The sequence below is a fragment of the Succiniclasticum sp. genome, assembly GCF_056977735.1.
The window spans coordinates 47,875-72,329 of record NZ_DBMCWA010000001.1 but is presented as its reverse complement, the minus strand read 5'-3'; the positions used below and the strand labels follow the sequence as shown (position 1 = coordinate 72,329).

Below are 24,455 nucleotides of genomic sequence, written 5' to 3'. Positions count from 1 at the left end.
AACTTTGCCTTTCTGTCAATAAAATTTAATATTTCGTATACGGTTTTTCTGCAACAAAGCAGAATTTCGGAACAGAATGTACAGTAAGTTACACTAAAAAGGCTTCCTTGCTGGAAGCCTTTTATTTTGCACGATTCGTTATCCTCAGACTCTGCCAAACGGCTGCTTTAACCGGAACTTTTCCGGGATGTGGTCATCCTTACTCCAGGCTGCAATGACCGCATGACCATTTTCATCGATCTCCACAATGTTCAGGGCGCCGTTGCTGATGGGATGCTGCCAGATTTCATCCAGCGGGATTCCCGCAACCGTCAGCAGGATGCTGCTGATACACATCATGTGGGATACGATCAACACAGTTTTTCCCTCATGCTTTTTTACGATTTCCCAGAATGTTTTCCAGGCCCTGCGCTGTGTTTCCGTAAACGGTTCCCCGCCTTTAAGGCGGATCTTCGTGGGAGCGGTACGCCAGACATCATACCAGCCCGGATATTTTTCGTCAATTTCCGAGACCAGCAGTCCTTCCCACTCTCCTACGCCCATTTCCTTTAGCCCGTCTGTGGGACAGATGGGGATATCTCTGTCGCCCCGGATGATCTCCGCTGTTTCCACCGCACGCTGCAAAGGGCTGGTATAAATCGCATCCAGCTTCATATCCCGCAGTCCGTTTCTGGCAAAACCGGCCTGCTGTCTTCCCGTATCATTCAGGGGTATATCTGAAAGTCCCTGGAAACGATGCAGCACATTCCATTCTGTTTCCCCGTGACGAATTAAGATCACTGTTGTCTTCATGGTCACTTTACTGTTTCCGCAAAAGCCCGGCCATACTGACGGCATTCTTCCATGTGCGCTTCATCAGGCACCCACTGGCAGCGGATGCCGTCATTGACAATGGCAAAACCTGCGCCCTGCAGCAGTTCCGTCATCTGCTTTACCGCCTCGCCGCTCCAGCCGTAACTGCCAAAGGCCGCCGCTTTTTTGTTTTTAAACTTCAGGCCCCGGATCAGTTCCAGCATGCCGCCGATGGAGTACGCAAACCCGTAATTGATCGTAGGCGAACCAACCAGGATCGCTTTGGACTTAAACACTTCCGTGGCAATATCGCTTTTGTCTTCTTTGGCCGCGTTCATCAGCTTAATGACAACATCCGGATCTGCCTGGCGGATTCCCTCAGCGATGCACTCCGCCATACGGCGGGTGGACTCCCACATGGTGTCGTATACAAAGGTAATCTGGTTTTCCTGATAATTGGCCGCCCATTTCTGATAGGTCTCCACGATCTGCATGGGGTTATCCCGCCAGATGATGCCGTGGCTGGGGCAGATCATATCCACCGGCACGTTCATGGCCAGGATCTCTTTGATCTTCCGGGTCACCATGGGACTGTAGGGATTTAAAATATTCACGTAGTACTTCATGGCTTCGCTGTACATTTCATGGGCATCCACCTTATCGTTGTACAGCTCTTCACTGGCAAAGTGCTGGCCGAAGCCGTCGTTGCTGAACAGAATGTTTTCCCCGGTCATGTAGGTGAACATGGTGTCCGGCCAGTGCAGCATTGGCGCTTCGATGAAGATAAGTTTGGAATCGCCCAGGTCCAGGGTGTCTCCAGTCTTTACGTTTACAAAGTTCCAGTCCTGATGATAGTGCCCCCGGATAATGCCCTCGCCCTTTTTGGTACAGTAAATGGGAACATCCGGAATCTCCCGCATCAGAGCAGGCAAGGCGCCGCTGTGATCTATCTCGTTGTGGTTCATGATTACATAATCGATCTTCGTCAGGTCGATTACTTCTTTTAAATTGTTCACATACTCTTCATCATAGGGCTTCCAGCAGGTATCGATCAGTGCGGTCTTTTTGTCCTGCACCAGATATGAGTTATAAGAAGACCCTTTATAGGTAGACAGTTCATGCCCATGGAAATACACTAATTCCCAGTCGATCTTTCCTACCCAGGTCACTTTATCGGTAATTTTTTTAGCCATGCAACGTCTCCTTTCAGACTTATCCGCCGGCTATCGATAAAATCAGTCCGGTTGTTTTTCTTAGGGAAGCACTGTTTAAATGCGAAACCGTGTTGGCTTCCCGATTATCTGTGACTGCGGAAATAATTTAAGGCTACATCCGGGAACAGGGCGTAAGACAGTACGTCTTCCACGCTGAGACCGGGATATCCCGCCTCATCCAGACGGTCCCGCATCGTCGAAAGCTGCGGCTTAATGTCATCGGCAGGACGGTGGTCGATAACCGGTTCGTCGCCGATGGCCAGCCTCTTAACTTCCGGGTCGATGGGGCCTGCCGTTTTGCCGTAGCGGCCCCGGATCAGTTCTTTTACTTCACGGGGGATCATCTTGTAGCGGCCCATTGCCACGTTCATAACCGCCATGGAACCTACGATCTGGCTGGTCGGCGTAACCAGGGGCGGATAACCCAGATCTTTCCGCACCTTGGGCATTTCCTTCAGCACTTCATCCAGTTTGTCGCCGATTCCCATGCCTGCCATCTGGCTGCGCAGGTTGGAGAGCATACCGCCGGGAATCTGGTACAACAAAACTTTTGGATTTACGTTAAAGTTCGGGTTCACATGGAACTCATTGACTATTTTGCTCTTTACGCCGGTAAAATATTCCGCCAGGTCATTCAGGACTTCCAGATCCAGTCCGGTATCCCGTGGGCTTTCCTTCAAGGTCGCCACCATGGCTTCCGTACAGGGCTGGCTCGTCGTTCCGGAGAAGGGGGCCAGCGCCGTATCCAGAATATCCACACCGGCTTCCGCCGCTTTCATGGCCGTCATGTGGCCCAGACCGGTGGTGCAGTGGTTATGCAGTTCCAGCGGAACCGTAATTTCCTTTTTTAACGCTTTGATCAGCTTTTCTGCGCCATAGGGGCTCAGCAGGCCGGCCATGTCTTTAATGCAGATGGAATCCGCCCCCATCTGTACCATTTCTTTTGCCAGCCGCACAAAGTCTTCCGGTTTATGGTAAGGACTGGTGGTATAGACCAGCGCGCCCTGCATATGGGCTCCCGCCTGCTTTCCTGCTCTGAAGGATGTTTCCAGATTTCTCGTATCGTTAAGGGCATCGAACACACGGATAATGGACACGCCATTCTCCACGCTCTTCTTGATAAACTCTGTTACCACATCGTCTGCGTAATGATTATAGCCTAATAAATTTTGTCCGCGCAGCAGCATCTGGATTGGTGTTTTCGGCATACGGTGCCGTAAAATGCGCAGGCGTCCCCAGGGATCTTCGTCCAGAAAACGCAGGCAGGCATCAAAGGTAGCGCCGCCCCAGGCTTCAATGGCATGATAACCGACATTGTCAAGTTTTTCCAGAACCGGAATCATATCCTGCACCCGCATCCGGGTCGCAACCAACGACTGCGGACCGTCCCGCAATACAGTTTCTGTAATTTTTAACGGTTTTACTTCTGTCATCGTAACACTCCTTTACCGAACTATTTAAAATGAATCGTATTGCCTGTGAAAGATTGTTATGCAGAATCTTACTCCCATATTATAACACAGAAAGACCTGTATGTATACAAAATACAATGCGAATCAGTCCTGATTAAAACGCAAAAAGACTGCGGGATCACCACAGTCTTTTTTATAAAAAATATTGAAATATTATGCCTTTTGCTTTTCCGCCCGGTTGATGGCGCAAAGGATTCCCAACAGAGAAGCCACAACGATACCGCTGTGGATACCTACGCCGAAAATGTGATTCCCATCCGGTTTCTGGAGCTCAATATAGCAGATTGCTTTCGCATTGGAGCCGACGCTGATTGCATGTTCGTCGTAGTTAATAAACTTGTAGCCGGTAACGCCTACTTTAGCCAGCGCATTAAAGAACGCATCGATGGGGCCGTTCCCCCGGCCCATCATGTCCATGTGTTCGCCGTCCACGGAAATGACGCCGGTAAAAATCGTCGGATTATCGTTATCCTTTTCTTTATGCTTTTCGTAAATAAAATGGCGTTCGATCAGTTCGTATTTGCCTTTCAGCTCAATAAACTCTTTATTGAACAGGGAAACGATCTGCACCTCATTCAGTTCATCGCCGTAGGCATCGGCTGCGGCTTTGACAATATCTCCGAATTCCGGCTGCATGGCCTTGGGCATGCGGTACCCTTTTGCCTGCTCCAGCACAAAGGCCGCGCCGCCCTTGCCGGACTGGCTGTTAATACGGATGATCGGCTCGTACTGCCGGTTAATGTCTTCCGGATTGATGGGCAGGTACGGAACCTCCCAGTAGTCCGTCCCCGTATTCTTCATATAATCAAAGCCCTTTTTAATGGCATCCTGATGGGAGCCGGAAAAAGCGGTGAAGGCCAGACTCCCCACATAAGGCTGCCGGGGCGGTATTTCCATCTTGGTACACTCTTCATATACTCTGCCGACGGATAAAATATCGTGGAAATCCAGCTTCGGATCCACGCCCTGGGTGTACATGTTCAGCGCCACCGTCACGATATCCAGATTGCCGGTACGTTCCCCGTTGCCAAACAGGCAACCTTCGATCCGGTCCGCGCCGGCCAGCAGCCCCAGTTCCGCGCAGGCCACGCCCGTGCCCCGGTCGTTATGGGGATGCAGGCTGATGATGGCCGCTTCCCGGTTGGGCAGGTGCTTGATAAAATATTCGATCTGGTCCGCATAGGTGTTGGGCGTACACATTTCAACCGTCGCCGGCAGATTGATGATGACCGGATTTTCTTTCGTAGCGCCCAGCGCTTCCATCACTTCATGGCAGATACGAACAGCAAAATCCTGTTCCGTTCCCGTATAGCTTTCCGGAGAATATTCGTAGCGGATGTTCATGCCGCTGCGGGCTATTTCCTCTTCCGTCAGCTGGCGGATCAGCTTCGCGCCCTGCACGGCAATGTCCACAATGCCGTCCATGTCTTTCTGGAAGACGATTTTGCGCTGCAGGGTAGATGTGGAATTATAAAAATGAATGATAACATTTTTTGCGCCTTTGACAGACTCAAATGTTTTTCTGATCAACTCCGGTCTTGCCTGCACGAGAACCTGCAGCGTCACATCATCCGGCACCATGTCCTGTTCGATCAGGGTACGGATAATTTCATATTCGGTTTCGGAAGCAGAAGGAAATCCGATTTCAATTTCCTTAAAACCTATATCTATCAGAGTACGGAACATGCGCAGCTTTTCATGCAGCTGCATAGGCGTAACCAGCGCCTGGTTGCCGTCCCGCAGATCTACGCTGCACCAAACGGGTGCTTTGTCAATAATATGGTCAGGCCATTCACGGTGTTCCAATGGAATCTGCGCAAAGGGAATATATTTCTTTGCCGGTGCTTTCATTTTCGACTCCCCTCTTCCTGCTTGCTTATTATACAATAATATAATACTGTAATTGTGTCGATAATTATAACAACAAGCTACTAATAAGTCAAACCGATTTATTTGACCTGATACATTTTTTTTCATATAATTTATAGAAACAATATTACAGTGCGCGCAACATTTGCACGGCCACTGCCAATCACTGTATTAAGGAAGTGTTACGTTTTATGGTGGATGAAAACGAACTTTATCAATATCTGATAATCCTTTTCATTTTTCTCTGCGGTTCTGCTTTTTATTCTGCTTCAGAAACCGCTCTCAGCACTGTCAATAAGATACGCATCAAGAACCTGGCCCGTAACGGAGACAGGAACGCAGCCGGAATTTTGAAACTGGTGGAGCATTTCGACGAGGTCCTGTCAACCATTTTAGTTGGCAACAATCTCGTGAACATCGGCACGGCATCCATCGCCACCCTGCTTTGTATCAAGCTGGTAGGAGATGAAAACAGCGTTTCCGTCGCTACTGCCGTCACCACGATCGTCATCCTGATCGTAGGGGAAATTTCCCCAAAAAGCCTGGCCAAGGAATATCCTGAAGCCTTCCTGTTATCGTTCCATAAGTTGTTATGGTGGAATACCCGGTTGTTTACGCCGCTGAATCTGTTCTTCAAAAAGCTGAAGGACGGGCTCAGTCATATCGTTTCCGGCAAGAAGGAAGCAAAGCCGACCATCACGGAAGCAGAATTGAAAGTCATGGTAGACGAAGTAGAAAACGAGGGAACCATCAGCGAAGATGAAAGCGACCTTATCAAATCGGCAATTGAATTCAACGATATCCGGGTCAGGGAAATCTACACGCCCCGGGTAGATATGGTCGCCTGCAACATCACTGACAGCAACGCGGAAATCTACCGGCAGTTTACCACAAATCATTTCACCCGCTTACCGGTCTATGACGCGGAAGAAAACACCATCATCGGCCTGTTGCACGCCAAGGACTTTTACAATTCGTATTTAAAGAATCCGAAATTCAACCTGAAAACCATTATTAAGAATATTGCGTATGTACACCGTTCCACCAAAATATCCCTCTTGCTGAAAAACCTGCAGCGCAACAAACTGCAGATGGCTGCTGTCATTGACAGTTACGGCAGCGTGGCCGGTATTGTTACGATTGAAGATATCATGGAAGAACTGGTAGGCGAAATCTGGGACGAACACGATGATGCTGTTTCCGTTTTCCACAAGCTGGGAAACAACAAATATCTGGTTTCCTGCGACAGCAACTCCCGAAATGCCAACCTCCGGGATCTTTTTGATTACATTCAGCTGGATTTCGATCTGTACAATCTGGAAAACCAGTCTATCAGCGGCTGGGTCATCGACTCATTGGGTGAAATTCCCAAAAAGGGAGACTCTTTCACCTATCAGGACCTGCATGTAGAAGTTACGAAAGTGGAACAGCATCGGCTAAAGAAAATTATCGTAACACATATGGTGAATAGCTAGAATAAAGAAATTTTTACTTATTGGTTGGCGTCTTATACCCAAAATGCTGACGGAACAGTTTCCGCAGCCCGTCCACAACAAGGATGGATACGGCACAAAGCAGAACGAAGCTCCATTCCTGCCCATTCAGCGGAGCCGTCCGGAGTACGCTGCCGCCAAACAGCGTCAGCAGGAACTGGATCAGGATGATACCGCCCATGACCTGCAGAAATCCCGGATTCTTCCCTATATGGTCCAACAGGTCCAGACCTTCCACCCTTACATTGAACCCGTTGGCAACCGCCATGAAAATATAGGCACAGAAAAATCCCGTATAAGTATAAATGTGATCCGGGGCATCACGGAAAATGGAATCCACCCAGCTGCATTTATAAAAGGCAACCGCCACGAGGGTCATCCACAGACCGCTCAGCACAATGGTTGACATCATGCCCCTGGATACCAGCGGCGCGCTGCGTTTCTTCGGTTCTTCCCTCATGTAACGGTCCAGGGCCGGCTCCCCGCCGAAGGCCAGCGCAGCCAGCGTATCCATCACCAGGTTGATCCAAAGAATCTGAATGATGGTCAGGGGCTTTTCCACACCGATAAAAGGCGCGATAAAATTGATCAGTACCGCAGAAAAGTTAATGGAAAGCTGGAACGCGATAAACTTGCAGATAGAATTGTAAATCGTCCGTCCGTACAGGATCGCCTGTTTGATGGACAGGAAGTTATCGTCCAGAATGACAATATCGCCTGCCTCCTTGGCCACCTCTGTTCCGCTGCCCATGGCAAAGCCTACATCGGCCCGCTTCAGAGCGGGGGAATCATTTACGCCGTCACCGGTCATGCCCGTTACCAGGTTCATTTCCTGGGCAATACTGACAAGACGCAGTTTGTCCAGAGGCAGTGCCCGGGATACCACCCGAAGATCCGGCAGATTTAATTTTACCTCTTCATCGGACATGGCCGCCAGTTCCTGACTGGTCCAGACCTGATCCTGAGGATTCCGTAAAAGTCCGGCGTCTCTGGCAATGGCCACCGCGGTTTCTTTCCGGTCCCCGGTGATCATGACAATCTGCACACCGGCTTCATGCACTCTTTTAATAGCTTCCACCGCTTCCGGACGCACCTCGTCCCGGATTGCCAGGATTCCCGTCAGGGCCATTCCCTTTTGCGGAAGTTCCGGCCCGTACACGGCTTTTGGGAAGGTACATAAGGCCAGCATGCGGATGGCCCGTCCTGCCAGTTCCACCATCTTCTCATCCAGAGATTGCTTCATGTCCTCCGTGAAAGGAAGGCAGTGCCCCTTATCATCCCAGTAATAATCGCAGTACTGCAGCAGTTTTTCCGGCGCGCCTTTGGCCAGGGTATATTCACTGGCGCCCTGCACTCCCGCAAAGGAGTATTTTGTGGCGCTGTTAAAAGGAACAAATGTATTCCGTAACGGCATCTGCAGCTTGCGGTAGTCGCCAATATACCGGGTCAGGGCCCGTTCCGTAATATTGCCGCCCACAATGGCGCCTTCAGCAACGGCGGCCGAGGTATTGAGGACCACGTTTTCATAGGCCATTTCCCGGATTGGGACAGGCAGCTGGTCAAAGGCTGCGTATTCCTTCAGGTCGCCGGTGATAAAGTCCACAACCTCCAGCTGCCCTTTGGTAATGGTACCGGTTTTATCTGTAAACAGCAGGTTCAAACTGCCCGCCGTCTCAATCCCTGTCAGTTTGCGAACCAGCACGTGATCGTTCAGCATCTTCCGCATGTTCAGGGAAGAAACGATGGCAATCATCAGAGGCAATCCTTCCGGCACTGCCATCACGATGATGATGACAGCCAGGATCAGCGCCTGTACCACATCGCTGAGGACCTGGGCAGTGTTTGCAGCATAGGCAGCCCAGCCTCCGGCCATGAACAGTTTGTGCAAAAGCACCGCAAAAAATATCAGAATGCCTCCGGCATAACCGAAGCAACTGATTTTGTCTGCCAGGTGCTTCAGTTTCAGTTTCAGCGGACTGTCCCGGTCCACTTCTTTCAGTTCCTGGGTCAGCTGGCCGTATACGGAAGCGTCTCCAATCTTTTCCGCCCGCATCAGACCCTGCCCCTCCACTACGACAGAACCACGGTACAGGCAATACGGATTCAGAAAATCCGTTTCCCCGCCCCAGGAAAAATCAGGAGGAGCCGGTTTTTTTCCTGCTTCTTCACTTTCCCCGTTCAACGCCGCCTGATCCAGCTTCAGGGATCCATCTAGCAGCACACCGTCAACCGGGACCTTATCCCCGCTCTCCAGCTGCACCGCGTCCCCGACTACGATGTCATCGATGTGCAGTTCCACAGGCTGCCCGTCACGCCACACTTTACAGGTAATACGGCTGGCTTCTTCCTGCAGTTTCTGAAAGGCGTTCTCATTGTTATATTCAGACAACGTAGACACAAAAGTTGCTAATAGAATTGCCACAAAAATGCCCGCTGTCTCGATCCAGTCCGCATGCCCCATGTAAACAAAGACCACATTGACGAGCAGTGCCACAATGAGGATCCGGATGATGGGATCCTGAAAATTATCCCAGAGTTTTTCCCAAAATGTCTGGCGGGGTGGCTGGCTTAATGCATTGTTGCCGTATTTTTTTAATGACTGTGCAGCTTCTTCGCTGGTCAGGCCAATTTTCGTCATGAAATCTCCTAATAGTTAAGACAAATTGTTACTGTGCATAAAAATAATGCGGAAAGGATAAGACATCGCAAAACCGTCCGCGATTGCTATTCCATGGATTCATTCGCCTGTGGCTTCGGAACTCGGGACTTCGTCCCTCAAACAGCCTCGCCACGACGGCAAATTTCATCTCATGGAATAGCGCAATCGCTTCCGATGTTTTGCTCATGTCTTGTCCTTTTCCGCATCATTATTAATGTACAAGATGAATCGGGCTTTCATCTTTTGCTTCTTCTTCCACATTTACACCTACCGGGCCGCCAACTACGGCAGGCAGACGAAGCAACTCGCTTTCCAGATGGGGTTGGATCACATTCAGCAGCATGACCATGATCACTTCCGGATCAAAGGTTTCATCGTTGGCGATCAGGCTGCAGTCCAATTCCAGGTTCCCGTCCGGGGTCACGATATATTTGAAGGCACCGAAGCGGTGATTGAGCTGGTTCAGATATTCCAGGACTTTAGCCTGGTTCTGCTCATTCACGACTTTATGACCCACCAGCACTTTGATCATACCGTAAATCGAATCGTTCAGCACTACCTGGACGAACTGCTGCTGTCCTGCAGTCTGCAATCCGCTGAAATACACCACCGTACGGAACTGATCGTCGTATGCTTCTTTATGGAAGCCGCTTACCTCACGCTCCTGCATAAACTTATCAAATTTTTCCGCTTTCACTCTGGGCGGATTTGCGTTTCCCATCTGATCCTGTAAACTTTCCAATGCCATGTTAAACACCTCTCAACATATTAAATAGTTTTAATAAAAATTTATTGTCCGGCTGCCACAACTGTCATCCGGTTTAAAGGAACCGCCGATCCGCAGCAGTTTCTTATAAAGCATGATCTGTACCACATACAGTAATATTTATTATATCATAAAGAAGCTTTTTCCTGCCAGTACAGGGAATGGATTTCCTTATCCAGATACAGTACTTTCTGATGATATTTGTTAAGGGTACTGCGGTGACCTACGCTCACCAGCGTAGTCCGCTGCGCCTCTTCCATCAACAGCGTGTAGACCTTTGCTTCTGTTTCTTCATCCAACGCGGATGAGGCCTCATCCAGGAACAGCCACACCGGTTTGTAGATCAGCGCCCGGACAAAGGCCAGCCGCTGCTGTTCGCCTACGGAGAGCACGTGGCTCCAGTCCGCCTCAATATACAGTTTATCGTACAGGTAACCGATACAACAGTCTTCCATCAGCTGTTTCAGTTCTTCGTCAGTGCGGGTTTCCGTTCCGGGATACAGGAGGGATTCCTTCAATGTACCCAGGGGAAGATAGGGCCGCTGGGGGATAAACATCAGCTTGTTCTCCGCCGGGATTTCCAACGTGCCTTTTACATAAGGCCAGATTCCCGCCAGCGCCCGCAGCAGCGTACTCTTTCCGCTGCCGGACACACCCTTGATCAACACATTGGTTCCGGGCTCCAGCGTGAAAGAAACGTTGTGCAAAACAGCAGATCCGTCAGGCAGGGTCACATCCATGTCCGCAGCTGTAATCGCATCAGTTGCGCCGGTTCTGCGTTGCAGGTCCTGCTGCGCGTTTTCCTGCTTCACCTGCCGCATATGGAGACCGAAGCCGGTGAGACGTTCTACCACAGCCTGCCACTCCGCTATGGAGGAATACATATCCACGAAATAGGAGAGGCTGTCCTGCACCCGCCCAAATGCACTGGATATCTGCATCAGGCCGCCCAGGGTGATCTCTTTGGCCAGATAACGGGGCATGGCCACTACCAGCGGGAAAATGATGGCGATCTGGGAATACCAGCTGTTCAACCAGGTCAGCTGCTTCTGTTTCCTGATGATGTTCCAGAAATTGTTCAGCAATAACGTAAAACGTTTTTTAAAGACACTGCCTTCATGGCCTTCCCCGCTGTAAAAGGCCACGCTTTCCGCGTTCTCACGCATGCGCATCATGGCAAAACGGAAGTCCGCTTCGTATTTCTGCTGCACAAAGTTAAGGCCTACCAGCTTATTGCCCACTTTATAGGTCAGCCAGGTCCCGACCATGGAATACAACAGCGCCGTCCACACCAGATAACCGGGAATGTGGATATCCATTCCGGCAAGCTTAAACTGCAGGGGACCCGATAAATTATACAGGATGACTACAAAAGATGCAAATGTAGTAAATGCCTTTAAAATACCGATGCCAAAACGCAGGGTATATTCCACAAACATGCGGACGTCCTCACTGATACGCTGGTCCGGGTTATCCGTCGCCGTACCGAACATCTGCAGACGGTAATAGGTTTTATGGTTCAGCCATTCATCAATATACTCATTGGTCAGCCAGCGGCGCCAGTTGATGATCAGCACCTGCTGCAGATAAAAAGCATAAACAGCCAGTATAATATAAATGAAGGCCAGCCAGCTGAAATGGAACAGTTCCGAAAAGATTTTTTCCTTTTCGTAATTCTGCAATGCGCTGTAAAAAACATTATACCACTGGTTGAGCTGCACAAGCATAAACACCACGCCCAACGTCAGGGCAATGATGGCCAGCAACAGCAGATAAGCCTTTTTCTTTTCTTCGCTCTGCCAGTACGATTTGGTCAGCGCCCAGACGTTTTTTACAAAGCGGACGCTTTCATCCATTTTTTTCATCCAAAAAACACCTTACCACGTTACAATTTATGAATTTATTTTAATAAATAAACTACATTCCTATTTTATAAGAAAGAAAAACGTCTGGCAAGTATTTCATACCTGCCAGACAACATAAATTTTCAAGTTTTTACAATTTTTCATAAATGATTCACAAATCATGCTTCCATTGTTTCTTCCTTATGCTTTCCGCGGCTGAAGAAGCGTTCCACCACAACAAACAGCACCGGGATCAGGAATATGCCGACAAAGGTGTTGAAGGTCATACCGCCGACAACGGCATTACCCATGGACACACGGGAACCGGCGCCGGGGCCGGTAGCAATTGCCAGAGGCAGACAGCCCAGAATAAACGCGAAGGATGTCATCAGGATGGGACGCAGACGGAGATGGGCCGCATTGATGGCTGCCGTCACCACGTCCTGCCCGTTCTCCAGATTCATCTTGGCGTATTCTACAATCAGGATCGCGTTCTTGGCTGCCAGACCAATCAGCATGATCATGGCGACCTGCATATAAATATCGTTCTGCTGGCCCCGCAGGAACTGGGATCCCAGGCAGCCCATGACCGCCGGCGGAACCGACAGCAGTACGGCGATGGGGATGGTCCAGCTTTCGTACAGGGCGCACAGCACCAGGAATACGAACACCAGGGAAATCGCGTATAAGCCATAGGCCTGGTTGCCCGCTTCCCGTTCGTCGCGGCTCTGGTCGGTCCATTCATACGTATACGTGGTAGGCAGTACTTCGTGTGCCACTTCTTCCAGCGCCGCCATTGCCTGACCGGTGGAGTACCCGTCTGCCGGGGAACCGGCAATCTTGAACGCGCTGGCGCCGTTGAACCGGGTAATGGAAGGTACCGTCATCTCCGGTTCTACGGAAACCAGGGAATCCAGCGGAACCATTTCGCCGTTGTTGCTGCGCACAAAGAAGAACCGCATATTCTTCACGTCATCGCGATACTGGGGCTGGGCCTGCATAACTACTTTCCAGGTACGGCCGAAGTTATTAAAGTCGTTCACTTCCATACCGCCCAGGAATGTCTGCAGCGTCGTAAAGACGCTGGCGACAGGCACGTTAAGGGATTCTGCTTTTTCACGGTTCACATTGAATTTGTAACCGGGCGTATCCGTATTAAATGTCGTGTACGCTACGCCGATTTCCGGACGCTGGTTGGCTTTCATAACAAACTGGCGGGCGTATTCATTCATCTGGTTAATAGAGTCGCCGCCCAGATTCATAATGTACATACTCAGAGAACCTGTACTGGACAGGCCCGGCAGCGCCGGTTCGTTAAAGGCCATGATATTCATTTCCGGCGTTTCGGCAGCCATGGCATAGGTCCGTCCGATCAGCTCAAAGGTGCTGGTGGAACGTTTGTCATACTCTTCCATCATAACCGGAATGATACCGGCGCTGGATTTCGGTGCCATACTCAGCACGTCGAACCCATTTACAGGCATAACATATTTTACGCCTGGTAATTTAGCCAGTTTCCGTGAAAAGTCTTCCATCTGCTTCATACCGCGGTTGGAAGACGCGCCTTCCGGGAGATTGTAGGATACCAGGTACATGCCCTGGTCTTCGTCTGGCACGTAACCGGTGGGCGTAACCTTAAACAGGAAACCGGTGAGGATACAGATCACCAGCAGCCCGCACATCATCAGCTTGGAATAGCGGATGCATTTTCCCACCTGGTTTGTATATTTGGCCAGGGTATTGGCATACCACACGTTAAAGCGGTAAATGATCTTACCGATAAAACCCTTATTGGCTTCCTCGCTGGCTGCGCTGGCGTGGGGCTTCAGCAGCTTGGCGCAGAGGGCCGGCGTCAGAGACAGGGCAACGACAGCCGACAGCATCATGGATACGGAAATGGTCAGCGCAAACTGCTTATACAACTGGCCGGTGGAACCGCTCATAAAAGAAATGGGTACAAATACCGCCGCCAGCACGCAGGCAATCGCTACGACAGGCCCGGATACTTCCTTCATGGCCCGGTAGGTTGCTTCCTTCGGACTCAGTCCCGTTTCCTGAATGTGATGCTCTACGGCTTCCACCACAACGATGGCGTCATCGACAACCAGGCCGATGGCCAGGATCATGGCGAACATGGACAGGGTATTGATGGAAAAGCCCAGCAATACAAAGGCGCCAAAGGTACCGATCAGGGAAACGGGGACCGCCAGCATGGGAACCAGCGTGGCCCGCATATTGCCTAAGAAAATATACACTACGATCAATACCAGAACCAGCGCTTCAAAGAAGGTATGGGCCACTTTTTCCAGCGATTCACGGATGAACTGTGTCTTATCCGAAGCAATTACCAGCTTCATATCCGGCGGGAAACGGGTTTCCGCATCTTCCAGAACCTTACGTATTTCCGCTACGGTTTCAATCGCGTTAGCATCGGTAGTCAGAGAGATTGGATAAATAACGGATTCGCCGCCCTCGCCCTGATCCAAAAACAGGGAAGAAGGCGTATCCATACGTTCGCCTTCGTAAATCCTGGCAATGTCTTTCAGTTTCATAATCTGCCCGTTCGCAGCCCGGACAATAATGTTGCCAAATTCTTCCGGGGTTTTCAGACGACCCTGGGCGCTGGCGGAATATTTGAACTCCTGATCTTCCGCCGTAGGTTTGGCACCAATGGAACCAACCGGCGCCTGAATGTTCTGGCTCTGGATCGCGGCCGCAATATCGGCAGCCGTCAGTCCCAGCTGGGCCATCAGGTCCGGCTTCACCTCCACACGCATGGAGTATTCCGGGCCGTATTCGCCAACGGAAGAAACGCCCTTAACACGCTTGACAGGATCGACTACGTTGGATGCGCCATAGGCTTTCAGGAACATACCATCGTAGGTCTTGTTGGGAGACGTCAGCGCAAAATACATGATTGTCTGGGAAGACATCTTGGCCGTCGTGATACCGTACTGGGCAACCTCGGTAGGCATGGAAGCCTTGGCCTGGTCTACACGGTTCTGCACTTCTACAGAGGCAATGTCGCCGTTCTTTTCCAGATTGAAGTTTACGTCCAGCACGTAACGGCCGGTATTGGTAGAGGTAGAGCGCATGTCGCGCATGTTCTCAACGCCGTTGACCTTCTGTTCAATGGCCTGGGCGATGGATTCTTCTACCGTGGAAGCATTGGCACCTACATAGTTGGTCTCCACTTCGATCTGCGGTTTGGTAATATTGGGATACTGTGCAATCGGCAGGCTGAACCCTGCAATAACGCCGGCAAAGACGATAATCAGGGACAGGGCGATTGCAAATATCGGTCTGTCGATAAAGAACTTAGCCACTTGGGTTACCTCCTACTGCTTGCTTTCGTTGCTCAGGTCGGCTTCCGTCATGGCGGCCGGTTTTACTTCGGATCCTTTGTTTACTTTCTGGACGCCTTCCACTACCAGCGTCTCATCACCGTTCAGGCCCTTTTCTACCAGCCACAGTTTACCCACGCGGGCACCCAGGGTAACTTCTTTCATATCAACCTTATTGTCGCTGCCCACCGTGAAGACAAATTTCTTGTACAGCATTTCTTTCACCGCGCGCTGGGGGATCAGCATGGCATTCTTAATCGTTCCCGCATTGGCCTGCAGACGGGCGAACATGCCCGGCATCAGCACATTGTTGTCATTGCTGAATTTCGCTTTTAATGTTAACGCGCCGGTACCGCTGCCAATTTCCCGGTCAACCTGGTCTACGGTGCCTGCGCCGGTATAAACGCTGCCGTCAGACAGAACCAGTTTCAAATTTTCCAGCGCTTTGGCGCCGGAATCAGAATGGGCTTTGGAAAGCTGCAGATATTCATTTTCAGACATACTGAACTTGATCCGTACCGGATTGGTGTTGCTCATGGTGGCCAGTACGGTCTGCCCGGCTGCCACAAAGTTACCTACGGACAGGTCGCTGGTGCTGATCCTGCCGGAGAAGGGAGCCTTTACTTCCGTATCGCCCATATTGATCTGCGCGTTTTCCAAAATCGCTTCATGGGCCGCTACCTGTGCTTTGGCAGAATCCCGCTGGGCGACTGCCAGATCAAACTGCTGCTTGGATACGGCATTCTGCTCGTACAGCTTTGCATACCGCTCCGCGTCCGCGTTCAAGCGGTTATATTCCGTCCGTGCTGCCGCAAGACCGGCCTGCGCATTCAGCAGGTTTGCCTGGTAGGTGCGCTGGTCAATCGTAAACAGTACCTGACCCGCTTCCACCCAGTCTCCGCCGTTAAAGTTCTTGCTGGTAATTTTACCGGACACGTTGGCCGTCAGCTTCGCTTCCTGCTGGGCTTCCACAAAACCGGTAAACTCGTGCACATTCGGTGTATCCCTCTTTATGACCTGCATGGTCTTGACCGGCACAACCGCCGCCGCCTTCTGCTGGGCCTGCTTATTTCCGCAGCCGGCAAAAGCCAGCAGTCCGGAAACCGCCAGCGCAACAGCAAAACTTTTTCCCCATTTCCCATGGAAATTACGTAACATAAAATATATCCTCCCTGAACCCGATTGTTTGCATCTTCTTAAAAATAATAACCGGTATAACTGTTGAATACATCTATATTTAAAGAGACTATCCAATTTTCAGCATGTGTTTTATTATAATTGAAAATACGCCAAAATGCAAATCTGATCAGGCCGATTTATTTCACAATTTCTTTGTTTTTCTCCAATTTATTCCGATTTTCTTTAAAAACTGACCAATCAGTCAGTTTATTTGTTCTTCTATTATTCTTTTATCCTTCAAAAACGGAAGCAGGTCAGCTTTTTCTACGACTGCCAAATGGATAGCCTCTTCATCCTGGAACCCTTCCCCAAGCAGCCGGTCCTGCAGTACAAAGTGTTTTCCGGTAAAATGCCAGAAAACCGGTTTAGCAGCAAGAAAGCAGTCCTTTGGCCTTCCTGTCAGATTAATCACTTTAAGAAAATCAGTATTTTTGGTATCAAATAAATCATTTAATTGAATCAGTTCACCGTTCCGCATATCAAAATTGTACAGCGTACGGATCACTTCCCCGTTTTTATTCCGATGGCCCAGTTCCAGACTCAGCAGGTTCGGACCGGCAAACTTGACCTGAAAAGCTCTTTCATCCTCTTCCGGTGCTTTAGCATACCAGGCATACAATTTTTCATTTATCTTGTTCTGGAGCTCCGGCTTTTCTTCAACAGCCACCACCGGGCGCCCGATGACCCGGTCTCCGATAAATGCCCTGCGGGAGAACAGCTTCCAGTTTCCTGCCCCTGACGGCTGGTTGGGATCATCTGCAGACAGCAATTCGCCCAATGTATCGGTCAGCACAGCTTCCTCCGGTATCCACCTGTCTTCTTTCTGTACCCACCTTACGGCAAGATGCCCCAGCAGATCCCGGCCGTTGGCTGCCAGCACATTTTGCTCCGTAAACAGCCGTCCCCCCAGTTTGGTAAGAGACGCAACCTCTGTTACCAGGGGATGCAGATGCGGTTTTGCAATACTGCCGTCGTCATTATAAAGTCGCAAAACATTTTTTGCTTTTCCGGAAAAAGATACGGTTCTTGAGGAACCGTCCGCTTCAGGAAGGTTGCTTTCCACCGTAAACTGGTTGTCCGGTTTATATTCCGCCCTGGCCGGCAACCCCATACTGTCCGCGCCGGAAAAAACTTCCAGAACCTGTTTCCGGTTGGAAAAGTCCAGTATCCTCCAGTTGGACGCAGCATTTTTTCCGCCTTTGTCTGCCATAAGAACAATCTGGTCATGGGGCTTATTGGAAATTATACTGTCGTCCCTGGATTTTCCGTTATTATCTTCGCTCTTTAATGCTTCCAAAAGCTCTTTGAAGCGTCTTTCTGATTCCTCTTCATTTTTGGCGGTTTCCTTTTCGACTTTTCCCGCGCTTTCTCCTGTTTTGGTTTTTTTCTGCTCTGACTTTTCAGTTTTCTGTTCCGGTACGGCATTGACCGGCATTTTTTCCAGCAGGCAGTAATAGCCGCCGTCCAGATCCGCTTTCCATGCCGTCAGCATCTTCCCGTCTGCATTTTTTACCATAATCCACAGGTTGGAATAATAATTGCTGCCCGGTATCTTCTTTTCCCCGGTCAGCTCTACTGTTTCTTTCTGACCGCTTCCATCCACATCTGCTTCCACTTTGGCCAAAAGCGCAGCCTGTACAGAAGATACCGGTGCTGTCAGCAGCAACAGTACACCTAATCCCCCCAAAACACGTTTTAACATTGCCATCCTCCGTCTATCGCTTCTACATCTAAAGGTGTCTTGCACTTCGATCCGGGTATCTGTCCGCCCGGTTTTTATGTCGTATACAAGCATAATATATTAATTATATCATATTTTACTTTTCCTGTTTATTCATAAAATCCGGCGGCACTGCCGTCAGCCATTGCCGTTCCTTTTCATTTTCCCGGAACAGGTGGGCGTCGAACCACATATAGTAAAACCTTTGCGCCGAAATAACGTTATATCCGTCCTGGTCATGGTCTGTGGTATCGTAGGGATCTGCCAGAATCAGCACATCGTTCATCCCGATGGTATCACCCAGAGTGTCATGGCCAATGATAACGCGCCAGTGTCCGCCCCAGTCCACGTTCTCCACCATAATGGGAATACCCATTTTCAGGTTATCATCAACGAATTCAATAAACTTTTCATAGGTTTCGGGAGAGCCATCTTTCAGGGCGTTTCGGACCTTCCAGCCTTTTTGTTCAAAATAACGGCTCATGCCCCGGGTATTGGTTCCCGGATCTTTTACCCCGGCAGGATGAGTTCCCATGATTTTGGCCATTTCCATTTCAGAATCAGGAGCATTGCCAAGGAAATACTGCACAACCGTCAGCGCAGCTGCCGGGCCGCAGGTATAGTACGCATGCTGTTGGTATGTCCTGTATTTTTCCAGCAGCAGTAAATTCCCGCCGGATTTCATGTTGTAAAAATCAACCCTTTTGAAATACGGAGATTCTTTTACATCTGCCTGACCCTGAACTGAAGCGGACCCACCGTCTTTTTTCAGCATAAGAACAAGTTTGGCTGCCAGATTGCCGACCGGTTCCGCCTGCCCGTCAGATGATTTATCTGTATAAAAGTTTAACATTGCTACTGCAAAAACTGCAATTGCTATCAGTATAGCTTTCTTTACCACAATATTATCATTCCTTTACCCTGTCATCAGAATATGGATATCATTCTATATTCTCCGTTTTCAACTTTTCCAGCTTTTTCCCTAACGCCTGCAACAATGCGCCTCTTTCGTTGGGAATACTGCCGCTCTGCACGCGGGCCAGCAGATATTTCATAGCCTCACCCACGGTCAGCGGTGGTAAATCCCGTATCGTTGGCAACGTCTGTGCTGCAGAGCCTCTTTTTTCTTCAGCACATGTTTCCGAAAAAGTTTCTTTCTCTTCCGTCAAACCGCATACATTTTTCTGTGCCAGCAGTTTCTGTATTTCGCTGCCACGCACTTTTAAATCCGAAGTATGTACCGGCATCTGGTCGCGGGCAATCCGGATCGCCTCTTCTCCCAGCCTGCGCCCTTCTTCCATCACAGGCTCCTGCAGCACACCGGCCCAGGTCGCCCCCATATCTGCAAGAAAAATCTCTACCAGCCGGGAAAAAGCCTCCGCCATTTCCTGTTCCGTACGAAACGCCCCACTTGTCGCTTCACTGCGGATCCAGCGCAGCAACGTATTGTTTTTATGGATCAGCATGGGTGCAAACCGCATGTGCTTGGCCACCAGCCAGCGGACCTTCCGCACAAAAGTCCGGGGATAGTGCAGCCGCATCAGGATTGCTTCCGCCATTACCGCACTCTCTTTCTCATGCCCGTGATCGTTAGGATAACCGTCCGGCGTCGTACCCCGGACTCCCGGCAATCCCTTAGCCACATCATGGAGCAGAAGCGCCCACCGTAAGACCAGGTCACGGGGACCGTTATCCACCGCTGCCAGGATATGTTCCCACACATTATAACAGTGAAACCGGATGTTTTGAGGCAAGCCGGGCAGATGGGTCAGTTCCGGCAACACATCCACGAACATATCGCTTCCCTTGTCCCGTACCTTGCACTGTGCATTCGCCAGCCCACTGGAAAGAAACAGGGCCAGCCCTTTGCCGGCAGCTTTTCCCAGCAGCATTTTATCCAGTTCCGTTTTGACACGTTCCAGAGAAAGATAACGGCACCGACTGATATCAAAGAGATAACGCTTCTTCCGATAATACTTCGTCCCCGGCTGGCCAAAAGACAGACCGGTTCCTCTGCCGGTTTCCTGCGGTCCGCATTCTGAAGTATTCACTGCCAGGCCACAGGTCAGTTGGGCATCCGGCCCCATGGTTTTCATATCGTCCGGCACTGTTTTTCCTGCATTACCCATTGCGATGCGCAGGTTTTGTTCTACCGTCAGCATTTCATCGTAATCACCCAGCACATCTTCCGCGGTATCATTACCTTCCACGTAAGTAAAATCTAACTGCGCCACAAAACGGCAGGCCCGGTACATGCGCAGGGCATCTTCCGCAAACCGTTTCCGGGGATCTCCGACGGTGCGCAGCAATCCGGATTTCAAATCTTCCCTGCCGCCATAAAAATCATATAGCTTCCCGGAACCGTCCATCGCCATGGCGTTCACCGTAAAATCACGCCTCGACAAGTCTTCTTCCAGCGTATCGCAATACCATACTTCTTCCGGACGGTGGGCATCCTGCCCGTAGACGTAACGTTCGTTGCGGAAGGTTGCAATTTCCAGCGAATGTCCTTCTGTCACAGCAACCGTCACCCCATAATTTTCCCCCAGGTTTTCCGCCAGCACATAACCGGCAGCCCGAAGCGCGGAAGCGATCTGTTCCGGACGGGCATTGGTCGCAATATCGTAATCACCGGGCTCGGCGCCCAGCAACAGATCCCGCACTGCGCCGCCTACCACATAGGCCTCATACCCGGCATCGTTTAAAATATATAAAGTTTTGGAAACATAATCCGGAAAACGTATTTGCATGACAGTTTTTTCCTTATTAACTATTATCGTTTAATTATAACACAAAAACGGGACTGCAAAACAATTTTGCAGTCCCATTCATATTTTTACTCATTTTTACATAGTATTCATTTATACTGATGATTCATTCCCTGTTCAGGTTCAGGCTTCCAACAGGGCTTTTGCTACCAGCTCGCCCATTTCCTGTGTATTGACTTTCGTCATGCCTTCCCCGTACAGGTCGGGCGTGCGATATCCGGCTTCGTACACCTTATCCACAGCCGCTTCCACCGCATCTGCCGCCGCCTGCTGGTCCAGGGAATACCGGAACAGCATAGCAGCGGAAAGGATGGTGCCCGTGGGATTGGCAATACCCTGCCCCGCAATGTCCGGTGCGCTGCCGTGGATGGGCTCATAGAGGCCGGTGCCGTCGCCCAGGCTGGCGCTGGGCAAAAGGCCGATGGAACCACCCAGGACGGACGCTTCGTCCGACAGGATGTCACCGAAAATGTTATTGGTCAGCACCACGTCAAACTGGCCGGGATTCAGCACCAGCTGCATGGCACAGTTATCTACATATAAATGGTTCAGTTCGATCTCGGGATAATCCTTCGCCTGCATTTCCGTAACAATACGGCGCCACATGCGGGATTCCGCCAGCACGTTGGCCTTGTCCACCGAAGTCACCTTACCCCGGCGCACTTTGGCCGCTTCAAAGGCTTTTCGTGCGATCCGTTCCACTTCCGGACGGGTGTAGAGGTCAATGTCCGATGCAGTTTCCACACCGTCCACCATAGCCGCTTCGTTATGGGTGCCGAAGTAAATGCCGCCGGTGAGTTCCCGGACGATCAGCAGATCCGTATTGGCTGCCCGTTCCGGTTTCAAGGGGGACAGATGTGCCGTAAACTTGCTTACCTTCATGGGGCGCAGGTTGCAGTACAGGCCTAAATCTTTACGGATGCGCAGCAGGCCTTTCTCCGGACGGATGGCCGGATCCACGTTGTCCCACTTGGGGCCGCCTACCGCGCCTAACAGCACGGCGTCCGCCGCCTTGGCGGATTTTTCCGTAACTTCCGGATAGGGATCATTATACGCGTCAATTGCACAGCCGCCCAGCAGCTGGTGGTCGTATTCCAACGCAAAGCCGAATTTTTTGGCCGCCGCGTCCATGACTTTTACAGTAGCAGTTACAATTTCCGGGCCGATGCCGTCGCCCGGCAATAAGGTGATTTTCATGCTAGACAGTCTCCTTGTCTTTGTACTTTATGTATTCGGATAAACAGCGTAAGGCGAAGCCGGGACGGCTTTACCTAAACCTTCCGCTGTGTCTTTACTTTCATTGCGCCTGTGTTTTTGCGTAATTGACCAGGCCGCCGCAGTCCGCGATTTTCTGGCAGAAATCCGGCAGCGGTTTTGTTTTGATGACCAGGTTTTTATTCACAATTCTGATTTCGCCGGTCTTCAGGTCCACTTCCACATCGTCGCCCTTTTTAATCTTTTCCACCTCTGCGCCAATCTCCAGAACCGGCAGGCCGATGTTGATGGCATTGCGGTAGAAGATACGGGCGAAACTGTCCGCGATGATGCACTTGATGCCTTTTACTTTGATCACCACGGGTGCGTGCTCACGGGAAGAGCCGCAGCCGAAGTTCTTGCCTGCCACCATGATTTCATCTTTTTTCACATTGGGGGCAAAAGTTGTGTCAATATCTTCCATGGCGTGTTCCGCCAGTTCGTTGAAATCAGAAATATTCAGGTAACGGGCCGGGATAATAACGTCCGTATCCACATGATCCCCATAACGCCAGATCTTGCTCATCCTAATACCTCCTCTGCCGAAGCAATGTAACCTTTTACCGCGCTGGCTGCCGCCGTGTAGGGACTGGCCAGATACACTTCACTGTCCACATGACCCATACGCCCGCGGAAATTCCGGTTGGTGGTGGAAACACAGCGTTCGCCTGCCGCCAGGATTCCCATATAGCCTCCCAGGCAGGGACCGCAGGTCGGTGTGGAAACCGCCGCGCCTGCATTGATGAAAATATCCACGTAGCCTAAGCGGATGGCTTCCTGGTAAATTTCCTGGGTCGCCGGGATGATGATGCAGCGGACGTTCTCGTTCACTTTATGGTCTTTCAGCACTTCCGCAGCCTGGGCGATGTCTTCCAGCCGCCCGTTGGTACAGGAGCCTACAACCACCTGATCGATCTTGATATGGTGGGATTCACTGACGGGATGGGTATTTTCCGGCAGGTGCGGATACGAAGTTACGGGTACCAGTTTGGACAGGTCAATCTGTACGACCCGGTCATATACTGCATCCGGATCCGGTTCTACCGCAGTCCAGGGGCGGGTCACCCTGCCTTTCAGGAAGGCTTCCGTCTTGGCATCCACCGGGAAGATGCCGTTCTTGCCACCGGCTTCGATGGCCATATTGCAGATAGTAAAACGGTCTGACATATCCAGTTCCGCTACACCGGGACCGGTAAATTCCAGGCTCTGGTACCGGGCCCCGTCTACACCGATCATGCCGATAAGGGTCAGGATCAGGTCCTTACCCTTTACATATTTCGGCAGCTTGCCGGTAAGTTCTACTTTAATGGCAGCAGGAACCTTGAACCAGGTAGTACCGCTGGCCATGGCGCAGCCGATATCCGTCTGGCCCATGCCGGTAGACAGAGCATTCAACGCGCCGTAGGTGCAGGTGTGGGAATCCGCGCCGATGACGATCTCGCCGGGAGCCACCAGACCCTTGTCCGGCAGCAGCGCATGTTCGATGCCCATGCGTCCTACTTCAAAGTAATTGGTAATATTATGCTTTCTGGCAAAATCACGCATCTGTTTGCACAAGGTAGCGGATTTGATATCCTTGCAGGGAGAAAAATGATCCGGCACCAGCGCGATTTTGTCTTTATCAAACACCGGGCGCCCGATCTTTTCAAACTCATTGATCGCCGGCGGGCCGGTAATGTCGTTTGCCAGAATCAGATCAACCTGGGAAACCAGCAGGTCCCCGGCCTCCACAAATTCCCGTCCAACATGCATGGCGAGAATTTTCTGTGTCATTGTCATGCCCATAAGAAACCCCTCCTCAAAAATTATAATTAAAAATTGAAAAGCCCCTGCCTGTTTCCAGACAGGGGCGAATTGTATCGCGGTACCACCCTGATTTATCACTCATTAGGTTCCGGTCTTTTCAACCGGGCGGTTAACGCACGCTGACGTTGCCCGCTACTTTTTTCACAGGCACAGCTCCCGGACGAGATGGTCTTTATCCGGGAAAAGCTCGCACCAGCCGCTTTTTCTCTGAACGCCTTCCAAAAACCAATTTCCGTTCATCGCATTTAACACATTATTCATGTTAATGTACTATT

General features: G+C 50.6%; 16 protein-coding genes and 1 other annotated feature. Of the genes, 1 reads left to right on the top strand and 15 read right to left on the bottom strand.

Annotated elements, in window-relative coordinates; genetic code table 11:
• Positions 1-144: 144 nt before the first annotated feature.
• From ACZOWY_RS00285 to leuA, 4 genes are all read right to left on the bottom strand, one after another.
• Positions 145-792: a histidine phosphatase family protein gene (locus ACZOWY_RS00285; protein WP_484391372.1), complete on the bottom strand. Its 648-nt coding sequence runs from the start codon at positions 790-792 to the stop codon at positions 145-147.
• A gap of 2 nt (positions 793-794) precedes the next feature.
• Positions 795-1,985, bottom strand: a complete 1,191-nt coding sequence (locus tag ACZOWY_RS00280; protein ID WP_484391371.1) for an anaerobic nitric oxide reductase flavorubredoxin — start codon at positions 1,983-1,985, stop codon at positions 795-797.
• 104 nt (positions 1,986-2,089) lie between these two features.
• Positions 2,090-3,439 carry a pyruvate carboxylase subunit B gene (locus tag ACZOWY_RS00275; protein WP_484391370.1) on the bottom strand — a complete coding sequence of 450 codons (1,350 nt, stop codon included), beginning with the start codon at positions 3,437-3,439 and terminating at the stop codon, positions 2,090-2,092.
• A gap of 192 nt (positions 3,440-3,631) precedes the next feature.
• Positions 3,632-5,329 carry a 2-isopropylmalate synthase gene (gene leuA, locus ACZOWY_RS00270; RefSeq protein ID WP_484391369.1) on the bottom strand — a complete coding sequence of 566 codons (1,698 nt, stop codon included), beginning with the start codon at positions 5,327-5,329 and terminating at the stop codon, positions 3,632-3,634.
• Between the two features lie 209 nt (positions 5,330-5,538).
• Between leuA and ACZOWY_RS00265 the strand changes: the two genes are divergently transcribed.
• A complete protein-coding gene (locus tag ACZOWY_RS00265) occupies positions 5,539-6,822 on the top strand; it encodes an HlyC/CorC family transporter (RefSeq protein ID WP_484391368.1) in 1,284 nt (427 codons plus the stop codon).
• 13 nt (positions 6,823-6,835) lie between these two features.
• Here ACZOWY_RS00265 and ACZOWY_RS00260 read toward each other — a convergent pair whose 3' ends face one another.
• From ACZOWY_RS00260 to leuC, 11 genes are all read right to left on the bottom strand, one after another.
• The gene (locus ACZOWY_RS00260) at positions 6,836-9,478 is read right to left on the bottom strand and encodes a calcium-translocating P-type ATPase, PMCA-type (protein WP_484391367.1); all 2,643 of its coding nucleotides are present in this window, start codon (positions 9,476-9,478) and stop codon (positions 6,836-6,838) included.
• 232 nt (positions 9,479-9,710) lie between these two features.
• The gene (locus ACZOWY_RS00255; RefSeq protein WP_484391366.1) at positions 9,711-10,247 is read right to left on the bottom strand and encodes a histidine kinase; all 537 of its coding nucleotides are present in this window, start codon (positions 10,245-10,247) and stop codon (positions 9,711-9,713) included.
• A gap of 146 nt (positions 10,248-10,393) precedes the next feature.
• Positions 10,394-12,130 carry an ABC transporter ATP-binding protein/permease gene (locus ACZOWY_RS00250; RefSeq protein ID WP_484391365.1) on the bottom strand — a complete coding sequence of 579 codons (1,737 nt, stop codon included), beginning with the start codon at positions 12,128-12,130 and terminating at the stop codon, positions 10,394-10,396.
• A gap of 158 nt (positions 12,131-12,288) precedes the next feature.
• Positions 12,289-15,435 (bottom strand): efflux RND transporter permease subunit, encoded by a 3,147-nt coding sequence (locus ACZOWY_RS00245; RefSeq protein WP_484391364.1) that lies wholly within the window; start codon positions 15,433-15,435, stop codon positions 12,289-12,291.
• A gap of 12 nt (positions 15,436-15,447) precedes the next feature.
• Positions 15,448-16,611: an efflux RND transporter periplasmic adaptor subunit gene (locus tag ACZOWY_RS00240; protein WP_484391363.1), complete on the bottom strand. Its 1,164-nt coding sequence runs from the start codon at positions 16,609-16,611 to the stop codon at positions 15,448-15,450.
• Positions 16,612-16,834: 223 nt separating this feature from the next.
• Positions 16,835-18,334, bottom strand: a complete 1,500-nt coding sequence (locus ACZOWY_RS00235) for a hypothetical protein (RefSeq protein ID WP_484391362.1) — start codon at positions 18,332-18,334, stop codon at positions 16,835-16,837.
• A 115-nt stretch (positions 18,335-18,449) separates the two neighbouring features.
• On the bottom strand, positions 18,450-19,205 hold the full coding sequence (locus ACZOWY_RS00230) for a C39 family peptidase (protein WP_484391361.1): 756 nt from the start codon (positions 19,203-19,205) through the stop codon (positions 18,450-18,452).
• 88 nt (positions 19,206-19,293) lie between these two features.
• Positions 19,294-21,102 (bottom strand): CCA tRNA nucleotidyltransferase, encoded by a 1,809-nt coding sequence (locus ACZOWY_RS00225; protein WP_484391360.1) that lies wholly within the window; start codon positions 21,100-21,102, stop codon positions 19,294-19,296.
• A gap of 141 nt (positions 21,103-21,243) precedes the next feature.
• On the bottom strand, positions 21,244-22,317 hold the full coding sequence (gene leuB, locus ACZOWY_RS00220; protein WP_484391359.1) for a 3-isopropylmalate dehydrogenase: 1,074 nt from the start codon (positions 22,315-22,317) through the stop codon (positions 21,244-21,246).
• A 100-nt stretch (positions 22,318-22,417) separates the two neighbouring features.
• The gene (locus ACZOWY_RS00215) at positions 22,418-22,900 is read right to left on the bottom strand and encodes a 3-isopropylmalate dehydratase small subunit (RefSeq protein WP_484391358.1); all 483 of its coding nucleotides are present in this window, start codon (positions 22,898-22,900) and stop codon (positions 22,418-22,420) included.
• On the bottom strand, positions 22,897-24,159 hold the full coding sequence (gene leuC / locus ACZOWY_RS00210) for a 3-isopropylmalate dehydratase large subunit (protein ID WP_484391357.1): 1,263 nt from the start codon (positions 24,157-24,159) through the stop codon (positions 22,897-22,899). Before leuC ends, ACZOWY_RS00215 begins: the two co-directional genes overlap by 4 nt.
• A 57-nt stretch (positions 24,160-24,216) precedes the next feature.
• Positions 24,217-24,429, bottom strand: a binding site (T-box leader).
• Between the last annotated feature and the right edge of the window lie 26 nt (positions 24,430-24,455).